This is a genomic window from Embleya sp. NPDC059237, from assembly GCF_042754105.1.
Taxonomy (GTDB): domain Bacteria; phylum Actinomycetota; class Actinomycetes; order Streptomycetales; family Streptomycetaceae; genus Embleya.
Genome location: NZ_JBHZAE010000003.1, coordinates 665412 through 680529, shown reverse-complemented (window position 1 = coordinate 680529; position 15118 = coordinate 665412). Strand labels below are relative to the sequence as shown.

16 protein-coding genes are annotated in these 15118 nt (G+C 72.6%); 3 read left to right on the top strand and 13 right to left on the bottom strand.

All coding sequences use genetic code 11. From position 1 onward, the window contains the following. Window positions 1-42: 42 nt before the first annotated feature. The 5 genes from ACFXKZ_RS13670 to sigE form a co-directional block, all read right to left on the bottom strand. Entirely contained in the window at window positions 43-687 is a 645-nt protein-coding gene (locus tag ACFXKZ_RS13670; protein WP_379999780.1) for a hypothetical protein, read from the bottom strand. Between the two features lie 261 nt (window positions 688-948). Further along, window positions 949-1389: a Sec-independent protein translocase subunit TatB gene (locus tag ACFXKZ_RS13665; protein ID WP_380000034.1), complete on the bottom strand. Its 441-nt coding sequence runs from the start codon at window positions 1387-1389 to the stop codon at window positions 949-951. A gap of 238 nt (window positions 1390-1627) precedes the next feature. Next, on the bottom strand, window positions 1628-3550 hold the full coding sequence (locus ACFXKZ_RS13660; protein ID WP_379999778.1) for a trypsin-like peptidase domain-containing protein: 1923 nt from the start codon (window positions 3548-3550) through the stop codon (window positions 1628-1630). Window positions 3551-3774: 224 nt separating this feature from the next. Continuing rightward, complete coding sequence (locus tag ACFXKZ_RS13655; protein WP_379999775.1) at window positions 3775-4395, bottom strand: anti-sigma factor family protein; 621 nt, start codon at window positions 4393-4395, stop codon at window positions 3775-3777. Window positions 4396-4499: 104 nt separating this feature from the next. Beyond that, window positions 4500-5117: an RNA polymerase sigma factor SigE gene (gene sigE, locus ACFXKZ_RS13650; protein ID WP_101897113.1), complete on the bottom strand. Its 618-nt coding sequence runs from the start codon at window positions 5115-5117 to the stop codon at window positions 4500-4502. A 496-nt stretch (window positions 5118-5613) separates the two neighbouring features. Between sigE and ACFXKZ_RS13645 the strand changes: the two genes are divergently transcribed. Beyond that, the gene (locus ACFXKZ_RS13645) at window positions 5614-6249 is read left to right on the top strand and encodes an O-methyltransferase (RefSeq protein ID WP_078979442.1); all 636 of its coding nucleotides are present in this window, start codon (window positions 5614-5616) and stop codon (window positions 6247-6249) included. Window positions 6250-6374: 125 nt separating this feature from the next. Here ACFXKZ_RS13645 and ACFXKZ_RS13640 read toward each other — a convergent pair whose 3' ends face one another. Continuing rightward, window positions 6375-6542 (bottom strand): DUF3117 domain-containing protein, encoded by a 168-nt coding sequence (locus tag ACFXKZ_RS13640; protein ID WP_078976897.1) that lies wholly within the window; start codon window positions 6540-6542, stop codon window positions 6375-6377. Between the two features lie 282 nt (window positions 6543-6824). Between ACFXKZ_RS13640 and ACFXKZ_RS13635 the strand changes: the two genes are divergently transcribed. Further along, window positions 6825-7622, top strand: a complete 798-nt coding sequence (locus ACFXKZ_RS13635) for an enoyl-CoA hydratase/isomerase family protein (RefSeq protein ID WP_379999773.1) — start codon at window positions 6825-6827, stop codon at window positions 7620-7622. Window positions 7623-7670: 48 nt separating this feature from the next. On the opposite strand, the gene ACFXKZ_RS13630 is transcribed toward ACFXKZ_RS13635, so the two are convergent. Together ACFXKZ_RS13630 and ACFXKZ_RS13625 are read right to left on the bottom strand one after the other, a co-directional pair. After that, entirely contained in the window at window positions 7671-8264 is a 594-nt protein-coding gene (locus ACFXKZ_RS13630; RefSeq protein ID WP_379999771.1) for a DNA-3-methyladenine glycosylase I, read from the bottom strand. Next, complete coding sequence (locus ACFXKZ_RS13625) at window positions 8261-8911, bottom strand: DivIVA domain-containing protein (protein WP_379999769.1); 651 nt, start codon at window positions 8909-8911, stop codon at window positions 8261-8263. The genes ACFXKZ_RS13630 and ACFXKZ_RS13625 overlap by 4 nt, the downstream gene beginning before the upstream one ends. Before the next feature lie 202 nt (window positions 8912-9113). On the opposite strand from ACFXKZ_RS13625, the gene folP reads away from it, so the two are divergent. Beyond that, window positions 9114-9926: a dihydropteroate synthase gene (gene folP / locus ACFXKZ_RS13620; RefSeq protein ID WP_380000032.1), complete on the top strand. Its 813-nt coding sequence runs from the start codon at window positions 9114-9116 to the stop codon at window positions 9924-9926. A gap of 154 nt (window positions 9927-10080) precedes the next feature. Here the strand turns inward: folP and ACFXKZ_RS13615 are convergent, their stop codons facing one another. The 5 genes from ACFXKZ_RS13615 to fdxA form a co-directional block, all read right to left on the bottom strand. Next, window positions 10081-11487, bottom strand: a complete 1407-nt coding sequence (locus ACFXKZ_RS13615) for an alkaline phosphatase PhoX (protein ID WP_379999767.1) — start codon at window positions 11485-11487, stop codon at window positions 10081-10083. Between the two features lie 99 nt (window positions 11488-11586). Further along, a complete protein-coding gene (locus ACFXKZ_RS13610) occupies window positions 11587-12369 on the bottom strand; it encodes a TIGR00730 family Rossman fold protein (RefSeq protein WP_379999764.1) in 783 nt (260 codons plus the stop codon). Between the two features lie 54 nt (window positions 12370-12423). Then, window positions 12424-13485 (bottom strand): succinyl-diaminopimelate desuccinylase, encoded by a 1062-nt coding sequence (dapE, locus tag ACFXKZ_RS13605; protein ID WP_379999762.1) that lies wholly within the window; start codon window positions 13483-13485, stop codon window positions 12424-12426. A gap of 62 nt (window positions 13486-13547) precedes the next feature. Next, window positions 13548-14630: a succinyldiaminopimelate transaminase gene (gene dapC / locus ACFXKZ_RS13600; RefSeq protein WP_380000030.1), complete on the bottom strand. Its 1083-nt coding sequence runs from the start codon at window positions 14628-14630 to the stop codon at window positions 13548-13550. A gap of 87 nt (window positions 14631-14717) precedes the next feature. Beyond that, window positions 14718-15044: a ferredoxin gene (fdxA, locus tag ACFXKZ_RS13595; RefSeq protein WP_020556628.1), complete on the bottom strand. Its 327-nt coding sequence runs from the start codon at window positions 15042-15044 to the stop codon at window positions 14718-14720. Between the last annotated feature and the right edge of the window lie 74 nt (window positions 15045-15118).

The following is a 15118-nucleotide window of genomic DNA, read 5'->3' as shown; positions in this document are numbered from 1 at the left end:
CCCGTTGCGGCGCGTCCGTGACCCCGGGGCCGCGCCGGGCGCTCACGCGTCCGGCGTCGCGTACGTTCGCAGATCCACCGAGCGGGACAGGCCCAGGCCGTACGCGCTCGCGCCCCGGCCGTACACCCCCAGGTACACCCCCGCGCTCTCCCCCGCGAGCACCCAGCCGTACGCCGACTCCCGGTAGCGGAAACGCGCCGGCACCCCGTCGACCGGGATCGCCAGGTCCGTCCACCCCGGTCCGGGCAGATTGTCGGACAGGTCCCACGCGATGTTCGTCTGCTGATCCAGCCACTCCGCACGGGTCGCGCGGTCCAACTGCCACGGCCAACTGTCCGCGAGCAACGCCACCCCTGCGAGTGACGCCGCGCTCGCCTTCGACGTGGCCTCCATCTGTCCCGTGCCGTCGCCGGCCGGCCGCTTGGGCCGCTGCGGGACGGTCACCACGGACACGAACCGGCGAGGCGTGGGGTCACCGGGCCGGCGGCTGGGCAGGTCGCCGTGGCCCAGCGTGCCGTACTCGATCGTGCCCCGCCCCCGGCACACCGAGGACAACCAACGCCGCCCGTTCCAGCCCTCGTCCAGGCCGTACCAGGGAAAGTCCGAGCTCAGGTATTCCGCCAGCAGATCGGGCCTGCCGGCCCCTTCGGCGGGCAACGCCTCGCCCGCGTGGCTGATTGTGTCCATGCTCCGCCTCAGGTCCTCTCGCGCGGCGCGACGGCGCCGCGCCGGCTGCCTCGGTCTGCCATGTCGGGCGGCCACTCCCCCGAGCGATGCCGGGTGGACGAGCCGTGCGATACATGTATCCGCCGAGTCACCGACCACACACCGCCCGTGTACTCGGGCTCCATAGTGCCCGAACGCGCGGGTGCTCCGACGCCGTGTGCGGCGCCGGTCGGCCGGAATGCGGGCCGCGGATCCCCGGCCGGAGACGGGCGGGGTCGACCCTCAGGTGGCGTCGGCGTCATACGGCGGACGCTCGCCGGGCTCGACCCGGGCGGCGCCGCCGTTCTTGTGCAGCGAGGTCTTCGGCGCGGACGACTGCCCGGCCGACGGGCGGTGCGAGGTGTCGGGCACGTCCGGCTCGAAGAGGTTGCCGCTCGCCAGACCCTTGATGTCGTCGAAGTCCTTGCCGAGCGAGTCGCGCAACTCCCGGATGCCCAGATCGTCGTCGCCGTCGCCCATCAGGTTCTTGCGGACGAAGGTCTTCGGGTTCAGGTCCTCCAGGTGCATGTCCTGGAACTCCGGACCCAGTTCCTTCTTCAGGTCCGCGCGGGCCCCGGAGGAGAACTCGCGGAACTTGCGAATGGTGCGCGCCACGTCGCCGATCATCTTCGGCAGTTTCTCGGGACCGAAGATGACGATCGCGAGGATGACGAGCGCGACCATCTCGGGTGCACCGACGTCGAACACCTGGACTCCACGAGATTGCGCGAGGGGGTTCGGTCGGGTGACCGAACCCCCTCAGAGTAGTCGTCGACCCCCCGAACGGAAGGTCGCGGGCGGCACCGAACCGGTCGCTTGGCGCCTATTGGCAAAAGATGTGATCACCCGGCCATGTGTACGTCATGTCCGAGTCATCCTGCTTGGCGGCCGGCCGGCCCCTCGGGGACGGCCGGCCCCCGGGTCAGCCCGCCTGGAGGGTCATGTCGACCGAGCGCTCCGCGCCGTCACGCTCGATGGTGAGCTTGACCACGCCGCCCGGCGCCTTGGACCGGATCGCCACGATCAACTCGTTCGCGTCGTGCACCCGGCGACCGTCGATCGCCTTGATCACGTCGCCCGGTTTGAGCCCGGCCTGCTCGGCGGGTCCGCCCGGACGCACCGGCGGCGTGCCCTTGACGTCCTCCGACGCGATCCGGGCGCCGTCGCCCGTGTAGGCGACGTCGAGCGAGACGCCGATCACCGGATGCGAGGCCTTGCCGGTGTCGATCAACTGCTGCGCAACCCGGCGCGCCTGGTTGATCGGGATCGCGAAGCCGAGGCCGATGCTGCCCGCCTCCTGCTGCGCCCCGAACGGATTGCCCTGGCCACCGCCGCCGGCCGAGCGGATCGCCGAGTTGATCCCGATCACCGAACCCGCCGCGTCGATCAGCGGCCCGCCGGAGTTGCCGGGGTTGATCGGCGCGTCGGTCTGCAACGCGCTGATGTAGGAGACGTCGCTGCCGGAGGAGCCGGCGCTGACCGCGCGGTCCTTGGCGCTGATGATCCCGGAGGTGACGGTGCCCTCCAGGTTGAACGGCGCACCGATCGCGATCACCGGGTCACCGACCTGCACGGCATCGGAGTTGCCCAGCGGCAGCGGGTGCAGCCCCTGGACGCCGGACACCCGGATCACCGCGAGGTCGTAGCCGGCGTCCCGGCCGACCAGGGTCGCGGTGGTGCGCTGCCCGTCGTTGAACGTCACCGTGATCGTGCCGCCGGACGCGGCCGAGTCCACGACGTGGTTGTTGGTCAGGATGTCGCCGGCGGTGTCCAGCACGAAGCCGGTGCCGGTGGCCTCGCCGCGACCGGTCTTGGCGTGGATGTACACCACGCCGGGCAGCGTGCGGTCCGCGAGGCCGGCGATGGTGTCCTTGCCCCGGGCCGGACCGCTCTGCGGCGGGTCGCCCAGGCGGATCCTGGTGTCGTGCCGATCGGCGATCCAGGCCCCGATGCCGCCGCCGATCAACCCGGCGACGAGGGCGAGGGCCGCGGCCCACACCACCAGCCGTCGCCCGTAGCGCCGACCCAGGTCCTCCGTGGGCCCGCCCGCGCCGGTCATGTCCCCGGGGACGGCATAGCCGTACGGCACGGCCTGATAGGGCGCGTAGCCGGTCTGCGGGGCGTACGAGGGGTACGGCCCGTAGGGCCCGTAGCCCGGATGCGCGACGCCGGCCGGCACACCGTAGGCACCGGGCTGCCCCGGATATCCCGGCCACTGCCCGGTGGGCTGCTGCGGAGGCGGCCCGGCGGGCGGCGGCTGCGGCGGCGGGGCGAACGGGTCGTAGCCGGGGTCGTCCGCGGCCGGCAACTCGGCGGTGCCGTGCACCACGGGCACCTCGGCGGTCACCGCGTCCCGGACATCGGGCGTCGGCACCCCGAAAGCATCGGGTTCGGCGGCGGGATCGGCCGGCGGCGGCTCCTTGGCCAACGACGTCCGCGCGGGAAACGCGGCGGGCTCGGCATCGGCCGCGTGCGAGCCGCCGGGCGCGGCGAAGCCTTCGGTGGTCGCGCCCCGGTGACCCGGCTCGGCGCCGCCGTCGGCCGCGTCCCCGCGACCCGTCCCGGCGCCCGTGTCCGAAGCCCGCGAGTCGTCCCCGGCGGAGTCCTCCGCCCCCGACACCGGTCGGACCTCGGTGGGCGGCTCCTCGTCCGCCGCCCGGCCGGAAGCCGCAAGGCTCGCGGCCGCGCCGTCGGGTGTGTCCTCTCCGGGGTCCGTCGACACCCGCGGGCCACCGGGCGGGAAGGCCGCCGGCTCCGCGCCGAGGTCGTGCTCGGGTGCCGGTCCGGCCGGCGCGTCGTCGCCTCGCGGCGGCTCCGCTCCCCCACGGCCGTATGCGTCGCTCATCGTGTGCCTTCCTACCGCTCCCGGTGTGCCGGGGCATCCGCTGCTTCTCCGGCCCGGCCACAGTCTTGCGCGTGCCGCTCGCCGGCGTCCCGGCGGCAGCGGATACCCGTCACATCCCGCACGCGAACCCGCCCGAAAGCAGCGCGCCCGCGCGGATCCGCGCGGGCGCCCCGGACCCGGCGCATCGGCACCCGGGACCGGGGGTACGGCCTGCGGCGCGGCAGCTAGTGCCGGGCCTCGATCGTGTGGACCGGCACCGTCATGGACGCCCCCGCGAGCACCGGCTCGGAGCGTTTGACCGACTTGCCCGCAGGCAACGCGCCGGTGCTCGCGGCCTGCTCCACCAGGTAGCGCTCGACGGCCGGGGCCGCGGGTCGGCCCTCGGTGCCGCCGCTGGTCCCGCCCGGCACGAAGGCGCTGCTCAGCGCGACGGCCATCATCGAGAATGCGCCGGCCGCCGCGAACGTCAGCCGACGCCGGCTCACCGGCGGGCGCACCCGCTCGGGCATGTTGCCGGGCCGGCCCGCCCGCGGGCCGGTCGACCGCGAACGTGCGCGGGTCGAGCCCGTGGGTCGCCCGGCGGCCGGGAACATGAATCGATCGCCGCCCGCAGGCGGCGCGGGCGGCTTCTCGGCGGATTCCCCGAGCGCGAACAACCGCGCCATCAGGTCCTCGGAGGGGCCGGGTTGACGCGCGTTGCCGAGCAACTGCTTCACCTGGCGCTGCTCCTCGGCCTCCACGCGACAGTCCGCGCATTCGGCAAGGTGCGCCAGCACCTTCTCCCGGGCCTCATGGCCCAGTTCGCCGTCCACATAGGCGGCGAGCTTGTCCTCGGGGTGGCTCATGTCCCCACCTCGCATGCCCCACATCGGGTCGCGGCGCGCCCCAGCCGTGTGGCACTCACTACCCCCCTGCCCAAGCGGTCGCCGGGCTCACTGCTCACGGTCCCTCATCTCCGCACCGTGGTCCGGACCTCCGCAGCCGTCTCCTGGCCTGCCTTGTTCCGGGGAGCACGGTGCCGCAGCGCCGCACGGAGCTGGGACCGGCCGCGGTGGATGCGGCTGCGCACGGTCCCGAGTTTCACTCCGAGCGTGGTGGCGATCTCCTCGTACGACAGGCCCTCGATGTCACACAGTACGACCGCGGCGCGGAACTCCGGCGCGAGCGCGTCCAGCGCCTGCTGGACGTCCGCGTCCAGGTGGGCGTCGTCGTATGCCTGCGCGGGCGAGAGCTCACGACCGGCGAGGCGTTCGCCCGCGTCGTCGCCCAGACCCTCGAAGCGGATGCGCTGACGGCGCCGAACCATGTCGAGGAAAAGGTTCGTGGTGATGCGGTGCAGCCAACCCTCGAACGTGCCGGGCGTGTAGCTCGACAACGATCGGAACACTCGGACGAACACCTCTTGGGTGATGTCGTCCGCGTCGTGCGGGTTGCCACTGAGGCGGTAGGCGAGCCGATACACCCGCGCGGAGTGGGTGCGGACGATGTCCTCCCACGTCGGCGGGACCCATTCGGCCTGGGCTGGGCTGCTGGTTGCGTTTGCGGCTTCGGCCACGTGATCCGGCATCGGCGACGGCTCGCGAGTACAGGATTGTTCCCCGCGACGGTCGACCACTGCCACACCTCCTCTTCCGAGTAGCGCAACCACCATAAGCGTCCTGCCTGTTAAGCCCGGATAAGGGCGCCGAGCCCCGGTCCGACCCAACCTCCGGTGCCGCGAGACCACGAGCCTCGTGTTCACCTGTCTTCCGTGGGGGCCAACGAACCACATCCATACGGGGTTCCCGGGGCGGGCGCTCGGGGCCGGCTCGCCGAGGGCGGGTCGCGCGGGCCGGCTCGCCACGGGCGGGTCCGCGGCGGGAGCGGGTGGGCGGGGGCCGTCGGCCCGGGTCGTGGGCGCTGACGCGCCACGGGGTGGGGGCGTCGGCGGGGCCGGGGCCGGGGAGGTCGGGCAATCGTGCGGCGCTCCCCGGGCGGTGGGGGGACGCCTCGGTAATACGCTTGCGCTCAGGTGGCCGACCCGTCTCGAGCGCGAACGGGCGGCCGGGACAGAGGAGGAAGCCATTTCCGGCAATCGCCAGGCGAGCTGGGCGTTCGCGGAAGAGTACGTCGGCGAGGACGCCGTCCTCGCGGGCGCCCGCGCCCGCGCCCGGGAAGTCGGCGTGCTCCCGATAGGTCCCGGCGGCGGCGCCGCGCTGCGCTTCCTCGCCGCCGCGGTCGAGGCCAAGGCGGTCGCCGAGATCGGGACCGGGACCGGGGTGTCCGGCCTCTACCTGCTGCGCGGCATGCGCTCCGACGGGGTGCTCACCACGGTCGACGCCGATCCCGAGAACCAGCGGCTCGCCAAGGAGACCTTCACCGAGGCGGGCTTTCCCAGCGGGCGCGCCAGGTTCATCCCGGGCCGGGCCCTGGAGGTGCTGCCCCGGCTCGCCGACGGCGGCTACGACCTGGTGTTCTGCGACGGGGACAAGCTCGAATACCTGGACTACCTCGCCGAGGCGCTGCGGTTGTTGCGGCCCGGCGGCGTGGTCTGTTTCGACAACGCGCTGCTGCGCGACCGGGTGGCCGATCCGGCGCACCGCGACGCGGAGACCGCTGCCGTGCGCGACGTGTTGCGGGTGATCCGCGAGCACGAGTCGCTGGTGCCGGCGCTGCTCCCGGTCGGCGACGGCCTGCTGTGCGCGGCCCGTCGGGGCTGAGCCCGACCGGGCCGACATGCGACCCGCCCACGCACATGCCGACGGCCCCGGTACGAACATGAGTCTCCATGTCCGTGCCGGGGCCGTCGCATCACGACTTTCGTCGAGGGCGTCGCCCCAGGGGGTCAGCCCACGGCGTTCTTCAGCGCCTCGCTCAGGGCGCCGGCCTCATCGGCCGACAGCTCGACCACGAGCCGTCCACCGCCCTCAAGCGGAACGCGCATGACGATGCCCCGCCCTTCCTTGGTCACCTCGAGCGGGCCGTCGCCCGTCCGCGGCTTCATGGCCGCCATGCTCGTTCCCCTTCCTGCATATCGACGCACCGGTGCTCAAACCGGCCACCGGTCTTCGAGAGCATTGATCAGGGACCATTATCCCGCATCGAACGGTGGGGTGAGCAACATCGGGTCCCGTCGACCTCTCCAACCCCGTCCGTACGGCGCGGAATGGGATGGTCCGTCCCGGCTCGGAAATGCGGCTGACGGTCCGTCAGGGGCGGGGCGGGGGCCGGATCCGGCTTCCGGCATGCTGTGCACATCCCACCTGCGGCGATGTATGTGATGTGGAGGCAAGTCATGACCGACAAGGCCGAGATTGTGCGGTACGACCTCGCCGACGGAGTCGCGACCGTCACCCTGAACCGGCCCGAGGCGATGAACTCGCTCGACGAGCCGACCAAGATCGCGTTGCGCGACGCGGTCCTGCGCGCCGCCGAGGATCCGGCCGTCCGGGCGGTGCTGTTGACCGGAAGCGGTCGGGCGTTTTGCGCCGGCCAGGACCTGAAGGCGCACATCCGGCAGCTGGAGACCGGCCCCGACGCCACCTTCGCGACCGTGCGCGAGCACTACAACCCGCTCGTGACGGCGCTGGCGACGATGGCCAAGCCGGTGATCGCGGCGGTCAACGGGGTGGCCGCCGGGGCCGGCGCGGCGATCGCCTGGGCCTGCGACTTCCGGATCATGGCGGACACGGCCGGCTTCAACACCGCCTTCGCGGGGGTCGCGCTGACCGCCGACTCGGGCGCGTCCTGGACCCTGCCGCGCCTGGTCGGCCAGGCCCGGGCGATCGAGCTGCTGATGCTGCCCCGCACGATCAAGGCCGCCGAGGCACTGGAGCTGGGCCTGGCCCACCGGGTGGTCCCGGCCGAGGAGGTCCTCGACACCGCCCGCGACCTGGCCCATCGCCTGGCCGAAGGCCCGACCGTGGCCCTGGCGGCCCTGAAGGAATCGGTCGCCTACGGCGCCTCCCACTCCCTGATCGACACCCTGGCCAAGGAGGACGAACTGCAACTGCGAGCGGGTTCCTCCGAGGACCATCGGATCGCGGTGGCCGCCTTCGTCGCCAAGGAGAAGCCCACCTTCCTCGGCCGCTGACCCCCACCGCCCGGCGGGGCGCACGCGGCCCGCCGGGGTGGGCACGGGTCAGCGGGAGATGCAGGTCCTGAGGTGGTCGTTGACCAGGCCGCAGGCCTGCATCATCGCGTAGGCCGTGGTCGGGCCGACGAAGCGAAAACCCTTGCGCTTGAGTTCCTTGGCCAGGGCGGTGGACTCGTCGGTGACCGCCGGGACGTCCGAGAGGGCCTCGGGGGCCTTCCGGCGGCCGGAAGGTGCGAAGGACCACACGAGGGCGTCCAGGCCGCCCTGGAGGGCCTGTGCCGCGTGTGCATTGGCGATCGCGGCGTCGATCTTGGCCCGATTGCGGATGATGCCCTCGTCGGCGAGCAGCCGCGCGCGGTCCGTGTCGTCGAAGGCCGCCACCCGCGCGATGGAGAAGTCGGCGAAGGCGGCCCGGAAACCCTCGCGCCGACGCAGGATGGTCAACCACGACAGACCGGACTGGAACGCCTCCAGACACAGCCGCTCGAACAGCCGGTCGTCACCGTGCACCGCGACGCCCCATTCGGTGTCGTGGTACTCCCGGTAGTCCTCGGGACCGGTGGCACCCCACGGGCAGCGCAGCAGTCCGTCCGGCCCCGGAACCGGACCACCGACGACGGGGGCGGTGGCGGCGGTCATGACTTCGGCTCGCCCTTCGCCTCGTCGCCCTTGATCGCCTCATCGCCCTTCGTCTCGTCGCCCTTCGGCACGTCCTCGGCCTCGTCCTTCGCCTCGTCCACAACGGCCTCGGGCGCCGCCTCCCCAGCCGACGCGTCCACGTTCGACCCCGGCGTCTCGTCCGCGTCGGCGGCCGGTTCGACCCCCGGTTCGGCGGCCTCGGTGTCGACCGGCGTCGAGCCCGCGGCCTCGGCCCGCTCCGGCTTCTCCAGCGACAGCGTGGTGCCCGAGCCGCGTGGGGAGGGGGCGTGCCCGCTCGCGCCGAACGCGCTCGCCCCGGCGGCGGCCACGCCCGGCATCGCCGAGGCGACACCGACCGGCGTGGTGCCGGCGATCCTGTACTCCAACTCCAGGATGCGCGCGTCGCGCGCCGCGAGTTCGCCGGTGAGCCGATCCAGGACCAGGTCCACCTCGCTCATCCGGTAGCCCCGGAAGACCACCGGGAAGCGGATGTGGTCGACGTCGGCGCTCGTGAGCGGGCGGTCGCCGGGCATCCGCAGCTCGGGCTGTTCGCGGTAGGCGTCGGGAAGGGAGCCACCCGCCCCGAGCACGACCGCGGCGATGACGAGGACCACCCCGATCACCACGACAAGCTGGATCCAGAACACGGACGGCTCCCCTTCGACGGTGGTGCAGGCGCTGGAACGGTGTCGGCTCCGGGCCGTTTCGGGAAGCCCCCGGCTCGTCGCACGGGACGATCGTGCCACGATCAGGGGGTCAGGTGGCACGTGCAGGGTGTGGGCGGAGGTCGACGGGGTGACGACGCTGAGGCTGGGACGACGGGAGTTCGAGGGGGACGAGTTGGTGATCATGGCGATCATCAATCGGACACCGGACTCGTTTTTCGACAAGGGCGCGACGTTCGACGATCGGCCGGCCCTGGACGCGGTCGCCCGCGCGATCGACGAGGGCGCGGGAATCGTGGACATCGGGGGCGTGAAGGCCGGTCCGGGGGCCGAGGTGGACGTCACGGAGGAGATCCGCCGGACGGTGTCCTTCGTGGCCGAGGTGCGCCGCCGCCACCCCGACGTGGTGATCAGCGTGGACACGTGGCGCCACGAGGTCGCCGAGGCGGTCTGCGACGCGGGCGCCGACCTGCTCAATGACGCGTGGGGCGGGGTGGATCCCAAGCTGGCCGAGGTGGCCGCGAAATTCGACGCGGGCATCGTGTGCACGCACGCCGGCCGGGCGCAGCCGCGCACCCGGCCGCACCGGATCGGCTACGTCGACGTGATGGCCGACATCCTGGACGTCACGGTGGGCTTGGCCGAGCGCGCCGCGCGGCTCGGCGTGCGTCGGGACGCGATCCTGATCGACCCGGGGCACGACTTCGGCAAGAACACCCGGCACTCGTTGGAGGCCACCCGCCGGCTCGGCGAGATGGTCGACACCGGGTGGCCGGTCCTGGTCTCGCTGTCCAACAAGGACTTCGTCGGCGAGACGCTGGACAAGCCGGTGAACGAGCGGCTGCTCGGCACCCTGGCCACCACCGCGGTCAGCGCGTGGCTCGGGGCCCGGGTGTACCGCGCGCACCAGGTGGCGCAGACCCGCGAGGTGCTCGACATGGTGTCCTCGATCCACGGCACCCGGCAGCCCGCCGTGGCCCGTCGCGCCCTGGCCTGACGGGCCCGGGGCGGGTCTTCGAGCCCCCGATCGAAGACCCCGCCCCCAGCGCGCTTCCCGGAGAACGCCTTTCGGCGCCCGCCCCCACCGCGAAGGTGGGCGCGGGCGCCGAAAAGTGGGCTTCGACGACGGCGACGGCCGCCGACTCGGTGCCTCAGCAGCGCTTCCAGGGACCCTGGATGGCGTACATGGTGCCCGGGGTCTGCACGTTCGCGAACAGCGTGCGGCCGTCCTCGGAGAAGACCGGGCCGGTGAACTCGCTGTCGCCGTCCACGTCGTTGCGGGCGACCGGGTAGGTCTTGCCGTCGTCGGTCGCGCCGAGCAGGTGCTGCACGCCCTCGCCGTCCTCGGCGATGATCACGCCGCCGTGCGGCGACACGCTGATGTTGTCCGGGCCGTCGAACGGACCGTCCACGTCCGGCGTGGTGTTGACGCCGAAGCGCAGCTTCAGGGTCAGCCGCCCGCGGCGCGGGTCGTAGAACCAGATCTGCCCGTCGTGCGGGGTGCCCGGGCTCTCCTTGCGGGCGAAGCTGGTGACCACGTACGCGCCGCCGTCGCCCCACCAGATGCCCTCGATCTTGCGACCGCGGGTGATGTCGGTGTTCTGGAACTGCTTGCGGATCGAGGTGGTGCGCGCGTCGCGCTCCGGCACGGTCACCCAGTTCACCGCGTAGGTGGTACCCACCTCGGTCGCCCGCGAGAGGTCGTCCACGTGCTTGCCGCTCGCGTCCACGCAGCGCATCGCCGCGAGGGTGCCCGCGTCGTCGGCCAGCTTGCGCAGCCGGCCCCGCCCGCCGTCCCAGTGGCGCGGCGGCTCCCAGCGGTAGAGCAGTCCGTTCGGGTTGCTCGCGTCCTCGGTCAGGTACAGGTGGCCGCGGCGCGGGTCCACCGCGACCGCCTCGTGGGCGAACCGGCCGAGCGCCTTGATCGGCTTCGGGTCGCGGTTGGCGCGGCGGTCGTACGGGTCGACCTCGAAGACGTAGCCGTGGTCCTTGGTGGCGGTGCCCTGACCGGCCAGCTGCTCGGTCTCCTCGCAGGTCAGCCAGGTGTCCCAGGGGGTCACCCCGCCCGCGCAGTTGGTCGCGGTGCCGGCCACGCCGACGTACTCGCGGATGCGCCTGCCGTAACGGTTCACCTCGACCACGGTGCAACCGCCGGGCAGGCCCTCGTCGTAGACCAGGCCCGCGAGGTGCGGCACCGGCAGCGGGGTGTCCTTGAACGAACCGCCGAGCTCGTGGTTGTTCACCAGGACCGTGCCGCCGCCGCGCAGCTTGAACGCGCCGGTGCCGTCGTGGTTGCTCGGGGTGGCCTCGCCCGACTCCAGCTTGGTGACACCGGCCTCGGTGACTATCTGGTACGAGAAACCCTTGGGCAGCGCCAGGCGCCCGGCGGGGTCGTCCACCAGCGGGCCGTAGCCGACCTGGGCCGGCGGGCGGCGGTCGCCGGGGCGGGACGAGGCCGAGGCGTTCGGCGCCAGCAGCATGCCGGTGCTGCCGATGAGGGCGACACCGGCACCGGTGGTGGCGGTGCGACCGAGGAAACCCCTACGGGACAGCGACATCTGGTTTTCTCCTGTGACAGGCGGGAGATATCGGGACGCCCCTACGCTTTCGCCCGTCGGTGTCGCCCGAGTGAACACGACGGGGCTCCCGCATGCCCGTCAGGTGGCAATCGCCCCGCCGGCGGCGCGTCCTTCGGCGGCGGCCTTGTCCGCGCGTGCCTCGGCCTCCAGTTTCGAGCACTCCAGATCGGCGTCGCGGATGATCCGCACCGCCTCGTCCACGTCGTCGGTGATCCGGATCAGGTCCAGGTCGGCGGGCGACGCCTTGCCCTGGGCGATCACCACGTCGCGCACCCAGTCGACCAGTCCGGTCCAGTAGTCGCGGCCGATCAGCACCACCGGGAAGTGTGTGACCTTGCCGGTCTGCACCAGGGTGAGCGCCTCGAACAACTCGTCCAGCGTGCCGATCCCGCCCGGCAGCACGATGAAGCCCTGCGCGTACTTGACGAACATCGTCTTGCGCGCGAAGAAGTAGCGGAAGGTGATGCCGCGGTCCACGTACGGGTTCAGCCCGGACTCGAACGGCAGCTTGATGCCGACGCCCACCGACTGTCCGCCGGCGTCCCGGGCGCCCTTGTTGGCCGCCTCCATCGCGCCGGGGCCGCCGCCGGTGATCACCGCGTAGCCGGCCTCCGCCAGGGCCCGCCCGACCCGCTCGCCGATGCGGTACTCGGCCGAGCCCGGTTTGGTCCGGGCCGAGCCGAACACGCTGACCGCGCGGCCGAGGTCGGCGAGCATGCCGAACCCGTCCACGAACTCGGTCTGGATCCGCAACACCCGCCACGCCTCGGTGCCGAGGTGCCCCATGCCGGGATGTTGTTCCTCCACCTCGCTGGGCGAGGCGAACTCGGGTGGCTCCTCCGGAGCGAATCGCGCGTCCATCCGGCCACCCTGTCACGCCGAGCCGGGGCCCGATCGCATTTCCGCCCGCCCGGGTCAGCCCAGCCAGCGCCGCAGCCGCTCCTCGCCGGCCCCGATCAGCGCGATCTCCACGTGCTCGTCCCGCTTGTGCGCCAGGTTCGGATCGCCCGGCCCGTAGTTCACCGCCGGAATGCCGAGGGCGGAGAAGCGCGCGACGTCGGTCCAGCCGAACTTGGCCCGCGGCGGGGTCCCGATCGCCGCCACGAACGCCGCCGCGGCGGGCCGGTCCAGACCGGGCAGGGCGCCGGCGGCCTCGTCGGTGAGCACCACGTCGTACCCGGCGAACACGTCGCACACGTGCGCCAGCGCCTGCTCGACACTGCGATTGGGCGCGAAGCGGAAGTTGACCGTCACCGCGCACACGTCCGGGATCACGTTGCCCGCGACCCCGCCCTCGATCTTCACCGCGTTCAATCCCTCGCGGTATTCGAGGCCGTCGATCTCCACCCGCGCGCCCTCGTACGCCTGCAACCGGGCCAGGATCGGCGCCGCGGCGTGGATCGCGTTGTCGCCCAGCCACGAGCGGGCCGAGTGGGCGCGGGTGCCGGTGGTGGTCACCTTGACCCGCAACGTGCCCTGGCAGCCGCCCTCGACCGCGCCGCCGGTGGGCTCCATCAGCACCGCGAAGTCGGCGACCAGCCACTCGGGGTGGTTGTTCGCCAGCCGCAGCAGCCCGTTGCGGGCGGCCTCGACCTCCTCGCAGTCGTAGAACACGTAGGTCACGTCGCGATTGGGCTCGGGCAGGTGCGCGGCGAGTCGCAGTTGCACCGCGACGCCGCTCTTCATGTCGGAGGTGCCGCACCCGTACATCAGCGGACCCTCGATCCGGGACGGCACGTTGTCCGCGATCGGCACGGTGTCCAGGTGACCCGCGATCAGGATGCGCTCGGCGCGCCCGAGTTCGGTGCGGGCGACGACCGAGTCGCCGTCCCGGTACACGGTCAGGTGCGGGAAGGCGCGCAGCGCCTCCTCCACCGCGTCGGCAAGCACCCGCTCGTCGCCGCTGACCGACGGGATGTCGACGAGTTGCGCGGTGAGCGATGCCGCGTCCTGGGACAGATCGAGCTTCACGGTCATGCCGGAAGCCTATCGCCGTCCCCGAACGCGGCCCTCGGCTCCGAGCGTCCGCGACCGCTCGCTCAGACCTCGTGCAGCCGCTTCACGCCCGCCGCGATCCGCTCGTCGGTCGCGGTGAACGCGAGCCGCACGTGCCGATCGCCCAGCGGCCCGTAGAAGTCGCCCGGCGCGACCAGGATGCCGCGCTCGGCGAACCAGGCCACGGTCTCCCAGCAGTCCTCGTCGCGCGTGGCCCACAGGTACAGGCTCGCCTGCGAGTGCTCGATCCGGAAGCCCGCCGACTCCAGGGCGCCGCGCAGCGCCGCGCGCCGGGCCGCGTAGCGCGCCTTCTGCGCGGTCACGTGCTCGTCGTCGGCGAAGGCGACGGTCATCGCCGCCTGTACCGGGCCGGGCACGATGTGTCCCGAGTGTTTGCGCACCGCGAGCAGCTCGCGGATCACCGCGGGGTCGCCGGTGACGAACCCGGCGCGGTAGCCGGCCAGGTTGCTGCGCTTGGACAACGAGTGCACCGCGAGCAGACCCCGGTGCGAGTCGCCGCAGACGTCGGGGTGCAGTACGGACACCGCCTGGGTGTCCCAGCACAGCTCGATGTAGCACTCGTCGGAGACGACCAGCACGTCGTGCTCACGGGCCCACGCCACGATCGCGCGGGTCTCCTCGAGCGTGCGCACCGCACCGTGCGGGTTGCCCGGCGAGTTCAGCCAGATCATCCGCACCCCGGCGGGATCGGGCAGGGTGCCGTCCACCACCGGCAGCGGGGTGGCCCCGGCCAGCCGCGCGCCCACATCGTAGGTGGGGTACGCCAGCGCCGGGTGCGCGACGATGTCGCCCGGGCCGAGCCCGAGCTGGTTGGGCAGTGCCGCGACCAGTTCCTTCGTACCCATCACCGGGAGCACGGCGTCCGCACTCGCCCCGGTGACGCCGAGCCGGCGGCGCAACCACCCGGCGATCGACTCGCGCAGCTCCGGCTTGCCGAACACGGTCGGGTAGCCCGGCGCGTCGGCGGCGGCGCACAGCGCGGCGCGGATCAGCTCCGGCGTGGGGTCGACGGGGGTGCCCACCGACAGGTCGACCACGCCGTCGGGATGGGCCCGCGCGCTCGCGCCGAACGGCTCGAGCCGGTCCCAGGGGAAAACGGGGAGCAGGTCGGTGACGCGACGTGCTTCCCGGCCCCGCGCGTCGGCGGGGTCGGGAAGCGGCCGCGCACCGTTGTGCGAAGCGGTCACGACGCTCTACTCGCCGGTCGCCTGCGGCGGCAACGCGGCGATGAGCGGGTGGTCCTTGGCGATCAGACCCATCTTCGAGGCGCCGCCCGGGGAGCCGAGGTCGTCGAAGAACTCCACGTTCGCCTTGTAGTAGTCCTTCCACTGCTCCGGGGTGTCGTCCTCGTAGAAAATCGCCTCGACCGGGCAGACCGGCTCGCAGGCTCCACAGTCGACGCATTCGTCGGGGTGGATGTACAGCGCACGCTCACCCTCGTAGATGCAGTCGACGGGGCACTCCTCGATGCATGCCTTGTCCTTCAGGTCGACGCAGGGCTGCGCGATGACGTAGGTCACGTCGGGTTCCTCCTCATGCGGGCGGTACAGGGTGCGCGGGAGCGCGGCAACGTCGGTGCCCGCAACTAGTATCG

What these genes read in the sequence shown, in the direction of transcription:
- ACFXKZ_RS13670 (WP_379999780.1), bottom strand. Translation starts at nt 687, where the DNA reads ATGGACACAATCAGCCACGCGGGCGAGGCGTTGCCCGCCGAAGGGGCC.
- sigE (WP_101897113.1), bottom strand. Translation starts at nt 5,117, where the DNA reads ATGCCGGATCACGTGGCCGAAGCCGCAAACGCAACCAGCAGCCCAGCC.
- ACFXKZ_RS13610 (WP_379999764.1), bottom strand. Translation starts at nt 12,369, where the DNA reads ATGGACGCGCGATTCGCTCCGGAGGAGCCACCCGAGTTCGCCTCGCCC.
- ACFXKZ_RS13640 (WP_078976897.1), bottom strand. Translation starts at nt 6,542, where the DNA reads ATGGCGGCCATGAAGCCGCGGACGGGCGACGGCCCGCTCGAGGTGACC.
- dapE (WP_379999762.1), bottom strand. Translation starts at nt 13,485, where the DNA reads ATGACCGTGAAGCTCGATCTGTCCCAGGACGCGGCATCGCTCACCGCG.
- ACFXKZ_RS13655 (WP_379999775.1), bottom strand. Translation starts at nt 4,395, where the DNA reads ATGAGCCACCCCGAGGACAAGCTCGCCGCCTATGTGGACGGCGAACTG.
- ACFXKZ_RS13635 (WP_379999773.1), top strand. Translation starts at nt 6,825, where the DNA reads ATGACCGACAAGGCCGAGATTGTGCGGTACGACCTCGCCGACGGAGTC.
- folP (WP_380000032.1), top strand. Translation starts at nt 9,114, where the DNA reads ATGGCGATCATCAATCGGACACCGGACTCGTTTTTCGACAAGGGCGCG.
- ACFXKZ_RS13660 (WP_379999778.1), bottom strand. Translation starts at nt 3,550, where the DNA reads ATGAGCGACGCATACGGCCGTGGGGGAGCGGAGCCGCCGCGAGGCGAC.
- ACFXKZ_RS13615 (WP_379999767.1), bottom strand. Translation starts at nt 11,487, where the DNA reads ATGTCGCTGTCCCGTAGGGGTTTCCTCGGTCGCACCGCCACCACCGGT.
- ACFXKZ_RS13665 (WP_380000034.1), bottom strand. Translation starts at nt 1,389, where the DNA reads ATGGTCGCGCTCGTCATCCTCGCGATCGTCATCTTCGGTCCCGAGAAA.
- ACFXKZ_RS13630 (WP_379999771.1), bottom strand. Translation starts at nt 8,264, where the DNA reads ATGACCGCCGCCACCGCCCCCGTCGTCGGTGGTCCGGTTCCGGGGCCG.